Origin of the sequence: Pseudoalteromonas sp. 20-92, assembly GCF_030847595.1 — a bacterium.
In the GTDB taxonomy this organism is placed as follows: Bacteria; Pseudomonadota; Gammaproteobacteria; order Enterobacterales; family Alteromonadaceae; genus Pseudoalteromonas; species Pseudoalteromonas fuliginea.
In genome coordinates this window covers 78,930-99,837 of record NZ_JANJGQ010000008.1, presented here as the reverse complement: position 1 = coordinate 99,837, position 20,908 = coordinate 78,930, and the positions used below count along the sequence as shown (strand labels likewise).

Here is a 20,908-nt window from a genome sequence, read left to right as displayed (position 1 = left end):
CATTTAGATAGTTTTGTGCTATTTCCGTAATTTTGAGGCTTAACCTCTCTTCTTTTTACTGGTCATTAGTATAGTTATTAATATTTGTGGCATTTTTAATCTCTTAATAGTGAATTTTTATTTACTAATGCGTCCACTGCGGACACTTTTATGTCCGCGGACATATAAAAAACACATAAAATAAAATTTAATCATCTAATTACAGTAAGTTACGCTTTGGCATGCTAATCGTATAGAGCTATACACATTCGTTAAGTGGAATAATTATGTTTATGCTTAGTTTATTTTTGATATCTCCTATTGTCGCTATTTGCACCGCAGTTTTTTTTCTACTGTGTGAAAAATATATAAAAGCCGTGTAGGAGAGCCTAATGATTAAAGATACCAGCGCACAAGACGTACAGGTAAAGGCACCTATAAACTATAAAAAATACGCGGTCATCACTGCGGTTATTTTCATTGTAGCCTCGACAATTGCTTATATTTTTTTAACGAGTCATAGCGCTAAAAGCTCTATTAGCCGCTCAAAAGTACAGGTTGCCAAAGTACACGTTAAAGCGCTCATTCGAGACATTGCCGCCAGTGGTAAAATTGTTGCTGCTAATGCTCCTAAAATCTACAGCCCAGAACGTGGTTTTATAGATTTAAAAGTAAAGGCTGGCGATACAGTAAAGCAAGGGGGCACACTTGCTCTGCTGCAAAGCCCTGAGTTAACTAACGAATTAAAGCAACAGGAGTCTGTACTTAAACGACTACAAGGCGAGCAGCAAAGGCAGCATTTGCAAGCAAGACGCCAAACACTCACTTTAAATAAAACACTCGATATGGCACAAGTTGAGCTTAACGCCGCTGAGCGCGAAAATCGCCGGGCGCAGTTATCAATACAAAAGCACTTAATTAGCCAAATTGATCTTGAAAAAGCAGTTGATGATTTATCACGTGCAAAGCTCACATATAAGCATGCACAACAAGAGGTATTACTTGCAAAAGACACGCTCGCCTTTGAACTACAAGCAGCTAAAAGTGATGTAACCCGCCAGCAACTTATTGTTGATGATTTAATCAGAAAAGTAAGCAACCTATCTATTAAAGCTACCGTTACTGGGATCGTGGGTAACCTACTTGTGCAACAAAAAGCCGCAGTGACGCAAAGCCAACCTCTTATGACACTCGTCGACTTAAGTAATTTCGAAGCAGAGCTCCAAGTACCTGAAAGTTACGCAAACGAATTAGGACTCGGTATGGAAGTAGAGCTTAAGTTAGGCAATGAAACAGTGATAGGGAATTTATCCGCCATATCACCAGAAGTTAATAACCGTGAAGTAACAGCACGCGTCCGATTTAAAGGCGTTACTAACAACATTCGTCAGAACCAACGCTTAACTGCACGTATTTTACTCGACAACCGAGAAGGTGTAATGCAAGTAAAGCGCGGTGCATTTATGCAGCAAGGCGGAATTGTTGCTTATAAGGTAGAAGGCAATATTGCAAAACGCATACCTATTACTATAGGCGCCACAAGCATTAATGCGGTTGAGCTTTTAAGCGGACTAAAAGAAAACGATGAGATTATTATTTCAAGCTACAGCGACTTTAAACAAGCCGACACGATTTTATTAAATTAAACAGACGTTCTCAACCAACGCTAAAAATAATTAGGAACACCCATGTTACAAATGAACAATGTAAGTAAAGTATACCAAACAGAAATGGTACAAACCCATGCACTTCGAGACTTTAACCTGCAAGTAAACGAAGGCGAATTTATTGCTGTTACCGGTCCTAGCGGCTCAGGAAAAACAACCTTTTTAAATATTGCAGGTATGCTCGAGCCTTTTAACGAAGGTGAGTACCTGTTGGATGGTGTTAATGTTGGCAGCTTAAACGACAACCAACGTGCTGATTTACGTAATCAAAAAATTGGCTTTATATTCCAAGGCTTTAATTTAATCCCTGATTTAAATTTATATGAAAACATTGAAGTTCCTCTTCGCTATAGAGGGATTAAAGCAAATGAGCGAAAACGTCGAATTGAGCAATGCCTTGAACAAGTTGGTTTAGCATCTCGCGCTAAACACTTACCTCAACAACTCTCTGGTGGCCAGCAACAACGTGTTGCAATAGCCCGTGCGCTTGCTGGTGAACCTCGTTTTTTACTAGCCGATGAGCCAACAGGTAACCTTGACAGCTTAATGGCTCGCCAAGTTATGGAGTTACTTGAACAAATCAATCGCGACGGTGCCACTATTGTAATGGTAACGCATGATAGCGAATTAGCCCGCCGTGCTCCGCGTAATATTCAAGTAGTTGATGGGCAGCTTGCCGACTTTACGCTTTATCAGGGCGCGCAAACTATAAAAACAGCATCGGGGGTTTAACTAATGTTTATTCATTATTTAGATTTAAGTTGGCGCAGCTTCAAGCGCACCCCACTGGTTAGCTTTTTAATGGTACTTGCCATTGCGATAGGTATAGGCATAACAATGACCAGCCTTAGCGTTTATCACATGATGTCGGCCGATCCTATCCCAGAAAAAAGCAGCCAACTTTACAGTGTGCAATTACAAACAATGGACGATGGTAGTACGTGGTGGACAGAAGATAACACACCACTACAACTGACCTATCAAGATGCTGAGAACTTATTAAACGCACCCACGTCAGAGAAAAAAGTGGCTATGATGCGTACCGGCTTTTCAGTTTATTTAGATTCAGATAAAATAAAACCTTTTATAGGTAATGCTCGCATGACAACGCCTGACTTTTTTAGCATGTTTAATTTGTCATTTTTGTACGGTGGAGCTTGGAGCAAAGAGCAAGAAAACTCAGCCGCACCTGTGGTTGTTATTACCCAAGAGATAAACGATAAACTATTTGCAGGAAAGAACTCCGTCGGAGAACTGATTTACTTAGATGATGCAAGCTACCAAGTAGCTGGTGTTATTAACCATTGGCCTCTCAATATTAAATATTATGATTTAAATAACGGTGCATTTAATCAAGTAGAAGAGTTATTTATGCCCTTTAGCTTAATAAAGGCAAAAGAGCTCGTAAGTTGGGGCAATAGCAATGGATGGAAGCACGAAAACACACCAACCTTTGCAGATAAACTGCAATCTGAGCAAGTATGGATCCAGTTTTGGGCAGAGCTAAATACGCTTGAACAAAAACAAGCCTATCAAAATTACTTATTAGCCTATATGCAGGAACAACAAAAACGTGGGCGATTTAATCGTAAAGAACTTGAGTATAAACTTCGCGATGTAAACCAATGGATGCAATACAATAACGTCGTCACCGAAGACAATAAAATTTTAGTGGGCCTGAGCTTTATGTTTTTAGGTGTCTGCTTAGCCAATATTTTAGGTTTACTTTTAGCCAAGTTTTTACGCAGAGCGCCAGAAGTAGGTGTAAGACGCGCATTAGGTGCGAGTAAAAGGCAAATATTTTTACAGCACTTAGTTGAGGTCGCCATGCTTGGCTTTATAGGTGGCATGCTAGGAATTGCACTAGCACAACTTGGCTTAATGGGCGTAGGGCAAAGCTACGACTACTATGAAAATTTAGCGACAATGGATTTAACCATGCTATTGAGCGCCCCATTGATTGCAATTACAACCTGCATTTTGGCTGGTTTGTACCCTGCTTGGCTAGTGTGTAAAACCAACCCTGCCATTTATCTTAAGAGCCAATAAGGAATTTAACAATGTTAGAAATAAAACCTATATTTAACGCCTTATGCCGCTCAAAGGTGGGCGCTGTATTACTGCTAATTCAAATTGCAATTACCACAGCTATAGTCAGTAATGCTGCATTTATCATTCAAGATAGAATTAGTTATTTAAACCAAGAAACGGGCTACCCTGAGCAAGATATATTTAAGTTTAATGTAATGACCTTTGGTACTGATATTAACTTAAGTCAGCAGTTTGAGCTTGATGAAAGCATGCTTAGAAAAATGCCAGGCGTGGTCGATGCCGCATTAAGCAGTAGTATTCCACTATCAGGGAGTGGCAGCGCTTCGAGCTTTAATTTAAAACCTGCCCCACAAGAAGGCCTAAGTGTCAGGGCCGCTTATATTTTTATAGACGATCATGCTATTAATACCTACGGCGTTAACTTAATTGCAGGGCGAAACTTTACCGAAGATGAAGTGCTCGTTACAAACGAAATTACACAAAAGCGCACCAACGTCACTATAGTCACTAAAGCCCTACTTGATGAGCTCTACCCTGATGGAGATGGTTTAGGGAAGATAGTTTATTTTGGTGACCTACCACTTAAAGTTATTGGCGTGATCGGAAAAATGAAAGGCCCGTGGCTCAAAGACAGTAAACCAGATAATTTTGCGTTTATTCCTTATATTAAAGCAGAAAGTTATACACAAGTTGCCGTTCGTACAGAACCAGGTCAGCGAGCAACTGTAATGAAAGAAATAGAAAATGCTATGCTCGAAAATTACAGCAAACGCGTTATTAATAACATTAAAGGGCTTGATGAATTAAAAAATGAGTACACCGCTCAAGATCGCCTCATGATGCGCATGCTCATAGTATTAATCACTATTTTAGTGCTTATAACCGCTCTCGGTATTTTTGGCTTAACCTTATTTAATATTAGCAAACGTACTAAGCAAATTGGTACACGCAGAGCACTTGGCGCAAGAAAGTCAGCTATTATCAGCTATTTTTTAGTAGAAAACGCACTAATTTGTAGCCTAGGTTTAGCCTTAGGTGCAATAACAGCAATACTGCTTGGGAAAATGTTAATGCAGTCTTTTTCTGTTGCCGCACTACCGCCAAGCTATATAGCCGTTACCGCCATTGCTGTATTTTTAATGAGTTTACTTGCGGTGTTAGCGCCGGCTAAACGCGCTGCCAATATTTCGCCCAGTATCGCAACTCGCACTATTTAATAATATGTAAATCACTATGCTACACTGCTTAGTAAGGCAGTGTAGCCATTAAAAAATTATAAAAATAACCTATGACTCATAAAATACTCATTGTTGATGATAACCAAGCAGTACTCGATGCACTTTCGTTATTGCTCGAGATCCACGATTTTTCGGTAGTCACTGCAACAAATCCATTTGATGCTCTGCAAATAGTTCGCTATCAACGCATTGAGCTTGTAATTCAAGACATGAACTTTACCAGCGACACCACCTCTGGCGAAGAAGGTAAAGCGTTGTTTTATGAACTACGAGAAATAAACCCACACCTACCTATTATACTTATTACAGCTTGGACCGAACTTGCCACCGCCATTGAGCTTGTCAAAGCCGGTGCTGCTGATTACTTACCAAAACCGTGGGATGATGCAAAACTACTAGTTTGTATCGGTAACTTAATAGAGCTAGGCAGTGCTAAAAAAATAGTGGCGACACATAATCGCCATCAACAAGAACGTGAAGGTACATTTAAAAATGCAGACCTTGCTGGGCTAATATTTAAAAGTACTGCGATGGAACGACTGGTTACTATGGCGCTACAAGTGGCTAAATCTGATATATCTGCATTAATTACAGGCCCTAATGGGAGTGGCAAAGAGTGTATTGCGCATATTATTCAAAAAAACTCCCCACTTGTATCGCAACCTTTTATTAAGGTAAACGCAGGTGCATTACCGCAAGAACTTATAGAAGCCGAACTTTTTGGCGCTGAAGCTGGCGCATACACGGGGATAACTAAACAACGTATTGGTCGATTTGAAGCAGCTGATGGCGGTACGTTATTTTTAGATGAAATTGGTAATTTACCACTTTCAGGACAAATAAAATTACTACGCGTAGTACAAACTGGCGAGTTTGAACGTTTAGGCTCAACGCAAACACGAAAAGTAAATGTGCGCGTTATATCGGCCACTAACGAAAACTTACTACAAGCAATTGAACAAGGTCGATTTAGGGAAGACTTATATTATCGCCTTAACGTAATTGAGCTCAATGTGCCTGCGCTAAGTGAAAGACAAGATGATGTTTTAGCGCTTATTAGCCACTTTTTACCTCACCGAGAGCTGACTATAAACACAGAGCAAGCACTTCAACACTACAAATGGCCAGGTAACGTTCGAGAGCTAGAAAACGCTTGTAAGCGTGTAGCGGTACTAAAACCTACAGGTGCGCTTACAGTCGATGACTTTGCTCTTTCGTCACCGGTCTCTTCCCAACAAAAAGCAGAGCCGACCAAACAGGAAATAGAACACGCAATGCGCACTCATCAAGGTGTTATAGCCAAAGTGGCCCGTGAATTTGGTTTAAGCCGACAAGCACTTTACAGGCGGTTACAAAAAATGGGTATTGATTATTAATGCCAAACATTATTAGCAACTTTACCCTAAGCCAAAAGATTGTATTAATTTGCGGGCTTTGTAGCGCGCTGCCTGTTGTTATTATTGCCGCGCTAAGTGGCTTTGATATGTATTACACCCTGCTTTTAATATTACTAACGCTTACATTTAGCACCTTGCTTTCAAGAGCCATCACCAAGCCAATAAAGCTTGGCATGCAATCGCTCGAAACCGGATTACTTAATTTTAAAGATGGTGAGCTCTCCAGTTTGCTTGCGTATAAAAGTAATGATGAACTTGGAAAGCTATGCCAACTTTATAATCAAACCGCAAAACAGCTTCGCCAAGAAAAACAATGGATTTACCAGCGCGAGTTAATGCTTGATAAAGTATTGCAAAGCTCGCCGCAAGCGCTACTGCTGGTCAATGATAATAATACGGTGGTATTTAGTAATTTAATTAGCCGTAGCTTATTTAATAGCGCATCTCGCCTTGAAGGTATGCAACTAAGCAAGTTACTCGAAAATTCGCCTCTGCAATTAGTAGCAGCTATAGAGCACGGTATTGATGGCCTCTTTAATATAGAAATAGAGAATCAAGACTCACAAACTTGGCATTTAGCCACTGGGGAGTTTTTACTTAATAATCAAAAGCATCATTTATATATATTTAAACAGTTAACCCGTGAACTTAGTCGCCAAGAAGTTGCAGTGTGGAAAAAAGTAATACGCATTATTAGCCACGAATTAAATAATTCACTCGGCCCCATGTCATCCATGCTACACAGCGCACAATTGCTCGCAAATAAAGTTGATGAGCCTCGCCTTGCCCGTGTATTTGCAACTATTGATGAGCGAATTAGTCATTTAACTGAATTTGTACAAGGCTATGGCAAGTTTGCTAAGCTACCTCAGCCACAAAAAACGCGGGTTAACTGGCAAAACACACTCAATAATTTAAAAAACCACTGGCAATTTAGCTACGAAATAAAAAATTCACACAATGAATTACAAGCTGATCAAACACAACTCGAGCAGCTGCTGATAAACTTATTAAAAAATTCACACGAGTCAGGCTCCAACGCCAATGAAATACATATTCAGGTCGAGTTTGTACCCCAAGCATGTGTTATAAATGTAAGCGACTGCGGCAAAGGAATGAGCGAGCAAGTAATGGCAAATGCTTTAGTGCCCTTTTATTCTACAAAAAGTACGGGGAGTGGTTTGGGGTTAGCCTTATGCAGAGAAATCGCAGAAGCACACCAAGGGCATATAAGTTTACATAACAAAATAGAGGGCGGCTTAAACGTGCAAGTGAGCCTTCCTTATTCATAAATTCACACAAATTAAAAACAACAAAGCCACTTTTAAAGTGGCTTTGTGTTTAAAGAGCTTAATAACCTGAGTTCAGGTTGAGTAATAAATTACTCTGCGTCAGCTTCTTTGTATTTAGCAGCAGTTTCTGTAATTAACGGCTGTAATTCACCGCGTTGAAACATTTCGATAATAATGTCACAACCACCAACTAATTCGCCATCTACCCAAAGTTGTGGGAATGTTGGCCAATTAGCATATGCTGGAAGCTCAGCACGAATGTCTGGATTAAGTAAAATATCAACGTATGCAAATGGTTCACCACATGACATTAACGCTTGCGATGCTTGTGAAGAAAAACCACAATTTGGTAATTTTGGTGACCCTTTCATGAAAAGGATTATTGGGTTTTCTGAAATTTGCTGTTTAATTTTATCAATGGTTTCCATCTACAACCTCAAAGTAACGATAGCTAAATATATTTTGGTCTTGAAAATAACTCATCGTGACCACAAATATATAACTTAAAATGGGCAAATAAAGCCGCAATTGAAATAGTCTTTCGCAATAGCATTGCTGTTTGCTTAAACTTGAGTAAAATACTCAACAATTATAGTAACACTATATTACCGCTTGGTATAGGTAACTGGTCTGTTTCAACAGGCATTACGTATTACCAAATGGACTATCAACCAAAGAAGATGGAGATAAAAAAATGGCATTTGAACTACCGTCACTACCATATGCAATCGACGCACTTGAGCCACATATTTCAAAAGAAACACTAGAGTTTCACCATGGCAAACACCACAACACTTACGTGGTTAAACTTAATGGTTTAATCCCTGGTACTGAGTTTGAAAACAAATCTCTAGAAGAGATCGTATGTTCATCAGAAGGCGGCGTATTTAACAACGCAGCACAAATCTGGAACCATACTTTTTACTGGAACAGCTTATCTCCAAACGGCGGCGGCGAGCCTACTGGCGCAGTTGCTGATGCAATCAACGCTAAATGGGGTTCTTTTGATGCGTTTAAAGCAGCATTAAACGATAAAGCAGTAAATAACTTTGGTTCAAGCTGGACGTGGTTAGTTAAGCTTGCTGATGGTTCACTAGACATCGTTAATACATCTAACGCTGCTACACCATTAACTGATGATGGCGTTACTCCAATCCTTACAGTGGATTTATGGGAACACGCTTACTACATCGATTACCGTAACGTTCGTCCAGATTACCTTAAAGGTTTTTGGTCGCTTGTTAACTGGGAATTCGCGAACGCTAACTTCGCTTAATTAGCCTTTAAACGCTAATGTAAAAAAGACGCTTAGGCGTCTTTTTTTGTTTCTTGTTTATCACACCTAAGCGCCTCATCATTTAATAAAACGCTTTTAGTAACATGATCTTTTTTCACTTAAATTTTTAATTTTATTGCACAAAAATACCAATTCGTGACTAGACTTTAAAAGGTAAGCACCTTTTTACAGCGGGTTTCGGAGGTTATTATGACGATTTTTGAGCATTACCAAGCACGATACGAAGCGGCACAGGAAGAAGAGTACAGTATCGCTGAATTTCTTGAAATTTGTAAAACAGATAAGTCTGCCTATGCCAGCGCACCAGAACGTCTACTTATGGCAATTGGCGAACCAAACATGGTAGACACCGCAACCGATGCAAGACTAAGCCGATTATTTTCAAATAGAGTGGTTGCGCGCTACCCTGCCTTTGCTGATTTTTATGGTATGGAGGACGCCATTGAGCAAATAGTCTCTTATTTAAAACACGCAGCCCAAGGGCTTGAAGAATGCAAACAAGTACTCTATTTACTCGGGCCTGTAGGTGGGGGTAAATCATCCATTGCTGAAAAACTAAAGTATTTAATGCAACAAGTGCCTATTTATTCAATTAAAGGCTCTCCTGTAAACGACCATCCTCTCTCCTTGTTTGATCCTACCGAAGATGCAGACGTACTCAGCAAAGAATATGGTATTAAACCGCGCTACTTAAAAACCATTATGTCGCCTTGGGCTGGCAAACGCTTAAAAGAGTTCAATGGTGATATTAGCCAGTTTAGAGTGGTCAAACGCTACCCTTCTATTTTAAACCAAATAGGCATTGCCAAAACTGAGCCTGGGGATGAAAACAACCAAGATATTTCAGCGCTAGTAGGTAAAGTCGATATTCGCCAGCTTGAGCACTTTGCCCAAAACGATCCTGATGCATACGCCTACTCTGGCTCTTTATGTTTAGCTAACCAAGGGCTGATGGAGTTTGTAGAAATGTTTAAAGCACCGATTAAAGTGCTGCATCCTTTACTTACCGCCACCCAAGAAGGTAACTATAACGGCACAGAAGGTATTAGTGCTCTTCCATTTAATGGCATGATCCTCGCACATTCTAATGAATCTGAGTGGCAAACTTTTAAAAACAATAAAAACAATGAAGCATTTTTAGACCGTGTTTATATTGTTAAAGTGCCTTACTGTTTACGTGTAACTGAAGAAGTTAAAATTTACGACAAATTACTTGAGCACAGCGAGCTATACAATGCGCCATGTGCACCGGGTACACTTAAAACATTAGCGCAATTTACAACATTATCACGTTTAAAAGAGCCAGAAAATTCCAGTATTTATTCAAAGATGCGGGTATACGATGGCGAAACCCTTAAAGACACAGACCCTAAAGCTAAATCGTATCAAGAGTATCGTGATTACGCAGGTGTTGATGAAGGCATGACGGGGCTATCTACTCGCTTTGCGTTTAAAATTTTATCTCGTGTATTTAACTTTGATACCACTGAGGTTGCAGCAAACCCGGTGCATTTATTCTATGTGCTTGAGCAACAGATAGAGCGCGAGCAATTTTCAAGTGAAATAGAAGAGCGTTATTTAAGCTTTTTGAAAGGCTATTTAATTCCTCAATATGTAGATTTTATAGGTAAAGAACTGCAAACCGCTTATTTAGAATCGTATTCGGAATATGGACAAAATATTTTTGACCGTTATGTTATTTATGCAGACTTTTGGATACAAGACCAAGAATATCGCGACCCCGATACAGGACAGCTATTTGACCGCGCAGCGCTAAACGCTGAACTTGAAAAAATAGAAAAACCAGCGGGTATTTCTAACCCTAAAGATTTTCGTAATGAAATAGTGAACTTTGTACTGCGTGCCCGTGCGCATAACAACGGTAAAAATCCACTATGGACAAGCTACGAAAAACTACGCACGGTAATTGAGAAAAAAATGTTCTCTAATACCGAAGATTTACTCCCCGTTATTTCGTTTAATACTAAAACGTCTGCAGAGGATCAGCAAAAGCACGAAGACTTTGTGAACCGTATGGTCGAAAAAGGCTATACACAAAAACAAGTTCGCTTGCTTTCTGAGTGGTATTTACGGGTTAGAAAATCGCAATAACCTTCATAGTCGTAGTATATAGGAGGTCAATATGGCGCATTTTATAGATAGACGTTTAAACGGAAAAAATAAAAGTACGCTTAATCGCCAGCGCTTTATTAGGCGCTATAAAAAACAAATTAAAGAAGCGGTTTCAGATGCGATTAACAAACGCAGCGTCACTGATTCTAGCTCTGGTGAGAATATTTCTATTCCACAACGCGATATCAGCGAACCTACATTTCATCAAGGGCAAGGCGGGAATAGAGAGCAAATTCACCCTGGTAACGATCAGTTTTCTACAGGTGATAAAATTGAGCGCCCTAAAGGCGGACAAGGCGGTGGTGCCGGTGAAGGTGACGCCAGCGATTCGGGCGAGGGACAAGATGAGTTTGTATTTTCAATATCAAAAGATGAATACCTTGATTTACTGTTTGAAGATTTAGAACTTCCTAACTTACAAGAAAACCAACTTGATAAGTTAGTGCAAATGAAAACCCATCGCGCAGGATTTTGTAGCGACGGCATGCCAAGTAATATTGACATTGTCCGCTCTCTTCAAGGCTCGCTTGCGCGCCGTGTGGCAATGAGTGCAGGTAAAAAACGCCGTTTAAAAGAGCTCGAAGAACAACTTGCTGCGTTGCTTGATGAGCAACATAGCGATAATGCTGCGATTGCTTTATTACAAAAAGAAATTGCAGCATTAAAACTACAAATTAAATCGGTTCCGTTTATTGATAACTACGATTTACGTTTTCGTAATTACGAAAAGCGCCCTCATCCCACCAGCAAAGCGGTGATGTTTTGTATTATGGATGTGTCAGGCTCAATGGATCAGCCAACAAAAGACATGGCAAAGCGTTTTTATATTTTGCTCTATCAATTTTTAACACGCAGCTATAAAGACATAGAAGTTGTTTATATTCGCCACCACACACAAGCTAAAGAAGTAGATGAACAAGAGTTTTTTTATTCTCAAGAAACTGGCGGCACTATTGTTTCGAGCGCACTTAAATTAATGAACGAAATAATAAAAGAGCGTTACCATGCAAACGAGTGGAATGTATACGCTGCACAAGCCTCCGATGGCGATAACTGGGCGGACGACACACCGCAATGTGGTGAAATTTTGCGTAATAAGCTCTTAAGCGCAGTACGTTATTTTGCTTATCTTGAAATAACCACTCGTGCTCATCAAAGCCTATGGCGCGAATATGAATCTATAACACACAGCCATAAAAATTTCGCCATACAGCATATTCAAAGCGTTGAAGATATTTACCCAATTTTTAGGGAGCTATTTAAAAAAGGTCGTCAACAGCAAAACTCTGCATAGCCAAAAGCGAGGTAGCATTATGAATGATAAACGATTGAGTGATGGCCCAGATTGGACCTTTGATTTATTAGATGAGTACCAAGGTGAAATTGCTCGCGTTGCTGCTCATTACAGATTAGACACCTACCCTAATCAAATTGAAGTGATAACGGCTGAGCAAATGATGGATGCTTATTCAAGCGTTGGCATGCCTATTGGCTACAGTCATTGGTCTTACGGTAAGAAGTTTATCCAAACAGAGCAAAATTATAAGCGCGGGCAAATGGGCCTAGCTTACGAAATAGTGATAAATTCAGACCCTTGTATTGCGTACTTAATGGAAGAAAATACCCTACCTATGCAAGCGCTTGTAATGGCGCATGCATGTTACGGACATAACTCATTTTTTAAAGGTAATTACTTATTTAAAACCTGGACCGATGCAGGCTCAATTATTGATTACTTGGTATTTGCTAAAAATTACATAAGCCGCTGTGAAGAAAAATATGGTATTACTCAGGTAGAGAGCTTACTCGACTCTTGTCATGCGTTAATGAATTACGGGGTCGATCGCTATAAACGTCCACAGCAAATATCGCTATTTGAAGAGCAAAAACGCCAACAAGAACGTGAAGAATACTTACAATCACAAGTAAACGAATTATGGCGAACTATTCCTGAGCAACAGCAAGAAACCAAAAAGAAAGTCCGCCATTTCCCTTCTGAACCTCAAGAAAATATTTTGTATTTTATTGAAAAAAATGCCCCATTACTCGACTCTTGGCAACGTGAAGTGATTCGTATTGTCCGTAAAATTTCGCAATACTTTTACCCACAAAAGCAAACTCAAGTAATGAACGAAGGTTGGGCAACATTTTGGCACTACACCATCCTTAATCACTTATATGATGAAGGGAAGCTCACCGACTCATTCATGTTAGAGTTTTTACAAAGTCATACCAACGTAGTTTATCAGCCACCTTATAACAGTAAGTATTATTCAGGCATTAATCCATATGCTTTAGGCTTTAATATGATGGTTGATATTCGCAGAATATGTGAACATCCAACTGAAGAAGATAAAAAATGGTTTCCTGAGTATGCAGGCAGTAATTGGCTAGATACATTGCACTTTGCCATGGAAAACTTTAAAGATGAAAGCTTTATTAGCCAGTTTTTATCGCCGAAGTTAATTCGTGATTTCAAATTATTTACTATTATTGACCATACTAATAATCCCCATTTAGAGATTGGTGCGATACACGATGATAGCGGCTATAAAACAGTTAGAGAAGTGCTCTCCGCGCAATATAATTTAAGTAATCATGAACCTAACATTCAAGTATATGATGTTGATATTAGAGGTGATAGAGCACTTACACTTCGCTATGTACCTCATAATTGCATTCCATTGGCAAACTCACATGAAGAAGTGCTAAAACACCTTTACAGGCTATGGGGCTTTAAGGTAAAACTGGAAGAAGAGTCTAATTCTGGTGAGATTTCAACTATTGGTCAATGTCCAACAGATGACACTCGTCATACAACAGAGTGAATATAATGGATAAGAAAAAGCTTCTCGTACTGATCGACTCAGTAAATTGTGCAAAAACAGCATTAATACACGCAAAACAAAAAGCACTACAAGACAGTAAACATATTGATATTGTTGCATTTAGCTATGAAGACACTGGTAATATATTATTTTCATTATCACCAGAGCAAGTACTTGCCATTCAAGACAAACAACTTTCATTACTCAGAGCAACATTAGAACCTCTATTAAAAAAAGAGCTAACTGATTGTGAGTATACATTTCAAACGGTTTGGCATGAATCACCAGAGCAATGGTTAAATAACGAAATAAACGCAACTAATTATGATATGGCAATAAAAACTAGGCATATTGATGCTCAAACTCAATTTAGTGAACTTGACTGGCAGCTTATTCGATTTTCACCAATACCACTTTATTTGGCCGCAGATAATAAATGGAGAAATAACTGTAATGTGTTAGCTGCTCTTGATTTAGGCAGCGAAAAGGCATCTAAGCATCAGTTAAATAAAGCTATTATTAACTGTGGCCTAGATTATGCTAACTCAGAGGGCTGCGAATTTTATGCATGTTATACCGTGCACGTCTCACCTATTTTGAGAGACTTAGGTATTGTATTTTCAGATGAACAAGTACTCAATGCATTCGAAAAATTACCGGAACTACAACGTGATCTGATTAATGAATACAACTTGCGTGATAAATTACACATTAAAGCGGGCTTAGCGGAGCAAGTCATACCAAGCTTGGCAGCAAAACTTGATGCTGAGTTAGTGATTATTGGCTCAGTAGGCAACGTGGGTATTAAGGGAAAGCTTATTGGCAACACAGCAGAAAAAATAATGCGCTTACTTAAAACCGATTTACTTATTTTACCCCCCCACTCAATTTAATACCAATTTTCTTAATTAAGTGCTTTATTTTGAGGTAATAAAATCGTATCAATAACAAGGCAAGAACTTGTTATTTAGTTGTTATCGCTAATTACTCTTACATTGCTCTACCTTCTGCATCCATGCAGTCGTATATCAGAAGTTTTTAACGCAGTTAACGTCAGATTTAATCACTCAAATTAATTAAATATTATTGCGCATTGGTATAAAGAGTGATTAATAAAAATGATGCTTAAGCGTCATTTTTTATATCATCAAAAACAGTGACTTTATTGCGTCCATTATTTTTAGAAAAGTAAAGAGCCCTGTCAGCGGCTTCAATCCAACGTTCATGATCTTTAAATTCATTACTAAAGCACGCAACTCCGATACTTATTGTCATCTTGATTTCAACATTTTTATAAAAGGCAGGGCTTGATTCAATCAACACCCTTAAGCGCTCAGCAAATATTTCAGCCCCTTGCTTATCGGTATCAAGTAGAGTTAATACAAACTCTTCACCACCGTAACGTCCAGCAATATCTGTTTCACGTAATGTGGTACGTAATAACTTTGCAATATGGCGTAACGCCTCATCACCACAACTATGACCATGCTTATCATTCACCTTTTTAAAGTGATCAATATCAAACATTAACAGAGAGCTACACCCTGCATTACGTTTTGTTCGTAAATACTCTTGCTTAAGCATACTTTCCCAATAACCACGATTGTATAACGTCGTTAAGCCATCGGTTTGGCTTACTTGCTCAAGTCTTTTATTTAGCTCTTCTAACTCTTTTTTGTTAACTGCAATATCAGTTACATCGTAAAGAATGATACAAATATGGCTAACTTCTGCTCGTATATTAGTAAGCGGTATAAATGTCGCATTTTGATACATATACTCAGCTTTGCCAGTAATCGGGCGATAGTTTTTAAAGCGAAATATATAGGGTTGTTGTTCCCAAATGGTAAACGAGCGGTTTTTTAGTACAAATACTGGCTCTGACTTACTTCTAAACCACTTTTCATCTATAGCAGGAAATAAATCAAATAAATCTTTATTTTTTACAGCACTTGGTAATAACCCCGAATGGTTTTCCATAAAACCATTCCACACACACACCTTATACTCCCTGTCGAGTACAACTAAACCTACATCAACGGTGTTAAACATATCCATTAACCAATGGATTTCATTCATATCTAAATCAGCAGCCATAACTTAGTCTTCTAATAGGTAAGCAACTTTGTATTTCAAAGTTTTAAGTGAATCTTCAGTAAATAACAGCATAAGGTCACAGTTAATATCGTGATTTTCAATACCATAGCTAATTTCTATAGCAAGCGTACGCTGCCAGCGCGACTTATTCGCTTTCACTAATTCAGATACATCTCTGTGCTGGCCAAGTACGATAGGATGACCTTGGCTAAACGACATATCGAGTTGTTTTGAAAGACCAGTCAAAATAGCCCCGATTAAAATATTACTTATATCCATAAGTAACTCAAGTTCCACTTTGTCATTAAGCTCACCATCGTAATTCATCAGTGAGGCTATCTCTTTAAAGCTAGAGTCATTAAGTAATAATAATGCTTCTCCAGATACACCTCCTCCAATAAATCCCTGACAAACTCCAGAAGTGGTTGCATTATTATCAATAGAGCGTAGCGCCATATCGAGTTCACTAACCTCTAAGATATTCACATTTGGGATTGGCAGCTCAACAAACACATTAAGTAATCGCGCAAGTAAATCACCGGCTTGACCCATAGCAACATTAGTTAGCTCTTGGTATATATCTCGCACATCTGGGTCTACTTGCTCACCTAGAGAATGAGAAAGACGTTCACGCATGGCTTTATCTTTAATGCCATGGTGTTCAATAATATCGGCTAATTTTTGAGGGGAACATGGCTTTTGGATGAAATCGATAGCCCCCAGTTCAAGCACTCTTTGATGAGCATTAGGTTGTATGTCACCTGAAACTACAACTGTAAGTATATTGAGCCCAAGCTCTTTCATGGCCATTAAAACTTCATAGCCATCCATTTCTGGCATGTTTAAATCAAGGAAAAGGATTTCAGGTTCAGTTGACTTTATTTGTTTGATGCAATCAACACCATCTATCGCAAATTCAACTTTAATATCCCAATCATCAGGTAGAGAACGGGCTAATTGACGCCTCGCTAATTTTGAATCATCACATATTAATACAGATGTTGACATACTATCTCTCTATTTTTAACCAGTTATACATACCAAAAGTGATACACGCATTTTTATTATAGAAGATATTTTTGTAACTGCATGTTAACCAAAGTATAGCCTATTTACAGTTTTTTTATATGACTGAATCATTACCAATTTTATAGAGACACAGATAATACCTTGGTTACTCCAACGCAGTATAATACACTGACGCCTATTGCGTTAATTTAAAAAGGAAACTCCTATGCTCCGCTCATTAACTTTTGCCTTAAGTATTTTTTGTTCTATGGCTTTCGCTTCTGATATCCCAGAAAACACTCTCGATATAGGTAAAGTCTCTGCACAGGGTAAGACGGTTACTTTACTCGGTAAAGGTGTATCAGTTGGTGATAACGCACCTAATTTTAAAGTTGTCGATGGAAACTTTACACCTGTCACACTGGATAATTATAAGGGCCGAGCTATTTTAATTAGTGTAGTACCAAGTTTAGACACAGGTATTTGTAGTCTACAAACAAAACACTTTAACGAAAAAGTTGCGACGCAATTTCCTGCAGTTGTAATGCTTACTATTAGTGCCGATTTGCCATTCGCTCAAAAAAGATTTTGCAAAGCTGAGAACATAGACAAAATAACTACATTATCTGATTCTGTTTGGCGCGATTTTGGCCAAAAATATGGGTTAATTATTAAAGATATGGGGTTACTAACTCGCTCAGTAATAATATTAGACGAAAACCACAGCATTATTTATAAACAACTCGTTAGTAGCCTTTCAACTGAACCAGAATACAACAGCGTAATTGAGAAGCTTAAAACGCTGTAAAGTTAATATACCCATTCGCTTAATTAAGTGATCTATTTTTAGATAAGAAAATCGTATCCATGACAAGGCAAAAAATTCGTTATTGAGTTGTTATCACTAATTGCTCCTGCATTGCTCTACTTTCGGCATCCATGCCGTCGTATATCAGAATTTTTAACGCTGTTAACGTCATATTTAATCTCTCAAATTGATTAAGTATTCTAGACTTAAAACAAAAAACCGCCAATTGGCGGTTTTTTAATAGGCTTTTAAATTTAACCTAAAAGCTCACCAAGTTGTGAACTTACAGCCTCAACAGCTTGCGTACCATCTAGTTTGTGGTATTGAGTGTTACCAGCCGCCGCTTCTGCTTGGTAGTAATCAACTAATGGCATAGTTTGCTCGTGGTAAATACCTAAACGTTTACGTACTGTTTCTTCAGTATCGTCTGCGCGAACAATTAAGTCATCCCCAGTTTCGTTATCTTTACCTTCCACTTTTGGTGGATTATAAACAACATGGTAAACACGACCAGAACCAGGGTGAACACGACGTCCGCCCATACGTTCAACAATCACTTCATCAGCTACGTCAAATTCAATAACGTGATCAACCACTACGCCATTTTCTTTCATTGCATCGGCTTGAGGAATTGTGCGTGGGAAGCCATCAAGTAAAAAGCCTTTCTCACAATCAGCTTTAGTAATACGCTCTTTTACTAAACCAATAATAATATCGTCAGAAATTAGTTGACCAGCATCCATCACTTTTTTTGCTTCTAAGCCTAATGGTGTGCCTTCTTTAATTGCTGCACGTAACATATCGCCAGTAGAGATTTGTGGAATACCGTATTTGTCCATTAAAAACTGAGCTTGAGTACCTTTACCTGCACCCGGCGCGCCCAAAAGAATAATGCGCATATTATTGTCCCCTAGTATGGATATTTATTTTAAAGCCTGAATTCTTCCACAAGCGCCGCCGATACTCAAGTAACTTATACTAATTGATGAGTTGTTGATGCATTTACAGCGCATTAAAAAAGGGAACACACGTTCCCTTTTATTTAAAGTATATAATTTATACTTTTATTAACTAAATAAATAGTTAACTGATTACTTGCTTAGTTCTAGCATCAGTTTGTTTAAGCGAGTAACAAATCCGGTTGGATCTTTAAGTGTACCGCGCTCTGCAAGTAATGCTTGGTCTAATAAAACATGTGACCACTGTGCAAACTTATCTTCGTCTTGCTCGTCATTTAAATGCTTAACAAGTTGGTGATCTGGATTTAGCTCAAACACAGGTTTTGCTTCTGGTGCTGCTTGGCCCACAGACTCCATTAGCTTTTGCATTTGTGAGCTCATGTCGTTGTCGTCGCTTACAACACATGCTGGAGAATCTGTTAGACGGTGCGTAAAGCGCACTTCTTTAACGTCGTCACCGAGTGCTGTTTTAATGCGTTCAACAAGCCCAGCCATCTCTTTTTCAGACTCTTCTTGTGCTTTTTTAGTTTCTTCGTCGTCAAGCTTACCTAAATCTAGATCACCACGTGTGATTGACTGTAATTGCTTATCAGCAAATTCAGTTAAGTGGCTCATCATCCACTCGTCAACACGGTCACTTAGTAGTAATACTTCAATGCCTTTTTTGCGGAAAATCTCTAAATGAGGAGAATTTTTCGCAGAAGTAAATGTATCAGCTACTACATAGTAAATTTTGTCTTGGCCTTCGTTCATGCGCTCAACGTATTGCTCAAGCGACACATCTTGCGTTTCTGAATCAGTATGCGTAGACGAAAAGCGTAGTAGCTTACATACGGCTTCTTTATTTGCCGCATCTTCAGCTGGGCCTTCTTTCATTACTTGGCCAAACTCATTCCAAAATACTTGGTAATCGTCAGCTTTGTTTTTAGCCATACGCTCAAGCATTTTAATAATGCGCGATGTACACCCTTTACGAATAGCTTGCGTTACTTTGTTGTCTTGTAGAATTTCACGAGATACGTTTAGCGGTAAATCGTTTGAATCTAGTAAACCTTTTACAAAGCGAAGGTAGCTTGGCATAAACTGCTCAGCATCATCCATTACAAATACACGTTGTACGTAAAGCTTTAAGCCACTTTGACGTTCACGGTTCCATAAATCGAAAGGTGCTTTTTTAGGGATGTATAAAAGGCTGGTGTATTCCGTTTTACCTTCTACCTTATTATGCGCCCAACTAAGTGGATCTTCCCAGTCGTGGCTTACGTGCTTGTAAAACTCTTTGTATTCTTCATCAGAAAGCTCTGACTTATCACGCGTCCACAATGCAGTTGCACGGTTAATGCTTTCCCACTCACCTGGTACTGCTGGAATTTTTTCGCCGTCTTCGCCTTCAGACTCTGGTACTTCTGCTTTAAACATTTGTACAGGTGTTGAAATATGGTCTGAGTATTTAGTAACAATGCCACGTAAGCGGTAATCGTCAGCAAATTCTTTTTCTTCATCACGAAGATGTAAAATAATGTCGGTACCACGGCCTTCTTTTTCAATTTCTTGAAGTGTGTATTCGCCTTCACCTTGAGATTCCCACTCGTACGCCGTTGTTTCACCCGCTTTACGTGTACGAACAGTTACTAAATCGGCAACTATAAATGCTGAGTAAAAACCAACACCAAATTGGCCAATCAGCTGTGAATCTTTACTTTGATCCCCTGTTAAGTTTTTGAAAAACTCAGCAGTACCCGACTTTGCAATTGTACCCAATGAGCTAATTACTTCATCGCGTGTCATACCAATACCATTATCAGAAATGGTAATTGTATTTGCTTCTTTATTTGCGCTAATACGCACACGTAAATCAGCGTCACCTTGATAAAGATCGCCCTGAGATAGCGCTAAAAAGCGTAACTTGTCTGCTGCGTCTGATGAATTTGACACAAGCTCACGTAAAAAGATTTCTTTATTAGAATAAAGAGAGTGAATCATTAAGTTTAATAATTGTTTTACTTCTGTTTGAAAGCCTAATGTTTCTTTTTGTGCTGTAGTCATTTATATATCTCCAATTTGCAAAGTGTCTGCGTTATGCACTTAATATGGGGTGAGGTGTTAGAACTTCAAGGGAAAAATTTAAAAAAGGTAAAACGAAAACAAAGAAC

17 protein-coding genes are annotated in these 20,908 nt (G+C 38.8%); 12 read left to right on the top strand and 5 right to left on the bottom strand.

Features of this window, described 5'->3' with window-relative positions; genetic code table 11:
* Window positions 1-371: 371 nt before the first annotated feature.
* From NRL14_RS09865 to NRL14_RS09840, 6 genes are all read left to right on the top strand, one after another.
* On the top strand, window positions 372-1,625 hold the full coding sequence (locus NRL14_RS09865; protein ID WP_306724543.1) for an efflux RND transporter periplasmic adaptor subunit: 1,254 nt from the start codon (window positions 372-374) through the stop codon (window positions 1,623-1,625).
* A gap of 42 nt (window positions 1,626-1,667) precedes the next feature.
* Window positions 1,668-2,378 (top strand): ABC transporter ATP-binding protein, encoded by a 711-nt coding sequence (locus NRL14_RS09860; protein ID WP_004335374.1) that lies wholly within the window; start codon window positions 1,668-1,670, stop codon window positions 2,376-2,378.
* A 3-nt stretch (window positions 2,379-2,381) separates the two neighbouring features.
* The gene (locus NRL14_RS09855; RefSeq protein ID WP_306724542.1) at window positions 2,382-3,695 is read left to right on the top strand and encodes an ABC transporter permease; all 1,314 of its coding nucleotides are present in this window, start codon (window positions 2,382-2,384) and stop codon (window positions 3,693-3,695) included.
* A gap of 11 nt (window positions 3,696-3,706) precedes the next feature.
* Window positions 3,707-4,915, top strand: a complete 1,209-nt coding sequence (locus NRL14_RS09850; protein WP_008138401.1) for an ABC transporter permease — start codon at window positions 3,707-3,709, stop codon at window positions 4,913-4,915.
* A gap of 71 nt (window positions 4,916-4,986) precedes the next feature.
* Window positions 4,987-6,312 carry a sigma-54 dependent transcriptional regulator gene (locus NRL14_RS09845; protein WP_306724541.1) on the top strand — a complete coding sequence of 442 codons (1,326 nt, stop codon included), beginning with the start codon at window positions 4,987-4,989 and terminating at the stop codon, window positions 6,310-6,312.
* Complete coding sequence (locus tag NRL14_RS09840; RefSeq protein WP_306724540.1) at window positions 6,312-7,625, top strand: PAS domain-containing sensor histidine kinase; 1,314 nt, start codon at window positions 6,312-6,314, stop codon at window positions 7,623-7,625. Before NRL14_RS09845 ends, NRL14_RS09840 begins: the two co-directional genes overlap by 1 nt.
* Window positions 7,626-7,714: 89 nt before the next feature.
* Here the strand turns inward: NRL14_RS09840 and NRL14_RS09835 are convergent, their stop codons facing one another.
* The gene (locus tag NRL14_RS09835; RefSeq protein WP_004335359.1) at window positions 7,715-8,053 is read right to left on the bottom strand and encodes a Grx4 family monothiol glutaredoxin; all 339 of its coding nucleotides are present in this window, start codon (window positions 8,051-8,053) and stop codon (window positions 7,715-7,717) included.
* 266 nt (window positions 8,054-8,319) lie between these two features.
* Here NRL14_RS09835 and NRL14_RS09830 point away from each other — a divergent pair, with 266 nt between their 5' ends.
* The 5 genes from NRL14_RS09830 to NRL14_RS09810 all read left to right on the top strand — a co-directional run bounded on the left by NRL14_RS09830 (window position 8,320) and on the right by NRL14_RS09810 (window position 14,776).
* The gene (locus NRL14_RS09830) at window positions 8,320-8,901 is read left to right on the top strand and encodes a superoxide dismutase (RefSeq protein WP_024611616.1); all 582 of its coding nucleotides are present in this window, start codon (window positions 8,320-8,322) and stop codon (window positions 8,899-8,901) included.
* A 210-nt stretch (window positions 8,902-9,111) separates the two neighbouring features.
* Window positions 9,112-11,034 carry a PrkA family serine protein kinase gene (locus tag NRL14_RS09825; RefSeq protein WP_306724539.1) on the top strand — a complete coding sequence of 641 codons (1,923 nt, stop codon included), beginning with the start codon at window positions 9,112-9,114 and terminating at the stop codon, window positions 11,032-11,034.
* Between the two features lie 31 nt (window positions 11,035-11,065).
* Window positions 11,066-12,349 carry a YeaH/YhbH family protein gene (locus NRL14_RS09820; protein WP_306724538.1) on the top strand — a complete coding sequence of 428 codons (1,284 nt, stop codon included), beginning with the start codon at window positions 11,066-11,068 and terminating at the stop codon, window positions 12,347-12,349.
* 19 nt (window positions 12,350-12,368) lie between these two features.
* Window positions 12,369-13,883: a SpoVR family protein gene (locus NRL14_RS09815; protein ID WP_149614113.1), complete on the top strand. Its 1,515-nt coding sequence runs from the start codon at window positions 12,369-12,371 to the stop codon at window positions 13,881-13,883.
* A gap of 5 nt (window positions 13,884-13,888) precedes the next feature.
* Complete coding sequence (locus NRL14_RS09810; RefSeq protein ID WP_007375851.1) at window positions 13,889-14,776, top strand: universal stress protein; 888 nt, start codon at window positions 13,889-13,891, stop codon at window positions 14,774-14,776.
* A 232-nt stretch (window positions 14,777-15,008) separates the two neighbouring features.
* Here the strand turns inward: NRL14_RS09810 and NRL14_RS09805 are convergent, their stop codons facing one another.
* Window positions 15,009-15,980, bottom strand: a complete 972-nt coding sequence (locus tag NRL14_RS09805; RefSeq protein WP_033028617.1) for a diguanylate cyclase — start codon at window positions 15,978-15,980, stop codon at window positions 15,009-15,011.
* Window positions 15,981-15,983: 3 nt separating this feature from the next.
* On the bottom strand, window positions 15,984-16,988 hold the full coding sequence (locus NRL14_RS09800; RefSeq protein WP_007375853.1) for a response regulator: 1,005 nt from the start codon (window positions 16,986-16,988) through the stop codon (window positions 15,984-15,986).
* Between the two features lie 226 nt (window positions 16,989-17,214).
* On the opposite strand from NRL14_RS09800, the gene tpx reads away from it, so the two are divergent.
* Window positions 17,215-17,796 (top strand): thiol peroxidase, encoded by a 582-nt coding sequence (gene tpx, locus NRL14_RS09795; RefSeq protein WP_007375854.1) that lies wholly within the window; start codon window positions 17,215-17,217, stop codon window positions 17,794-17,796.
* 254 nt (window positions 17,797-18,050) lie between these two features.
* Here tpx and adk read toward each other — a convergent pair whose 3' ends face one another.
* Both adk and htpG read right to left on the bottom strand, forming a co-directional pair.
* Window positions 18,051-18,695, bottom strand: coding sequence for an adenylate kinase (gene adk, locus NRL14_RS09790; protein WP_007375855.1), 645 nt, complete (start codon window positions 18,693-18,695; stop codon window positions 18,051-18,053).
* A gap of 192 nt (window positions 18,696-18,887) precedes the next feature.
* A complete protein-coding gene (gene htpG, locus NRL14_RS09785) occupies window positions 18,888-20,801 on the bottom strand; it encodes a molecular chaperone HtpG (RefSeq protein WP_193155202.1) in 1,914 nt (637 codons plus the stop codon).
* Window positions 20,802-20,908 lie beyond the last annotated feature (107 nt).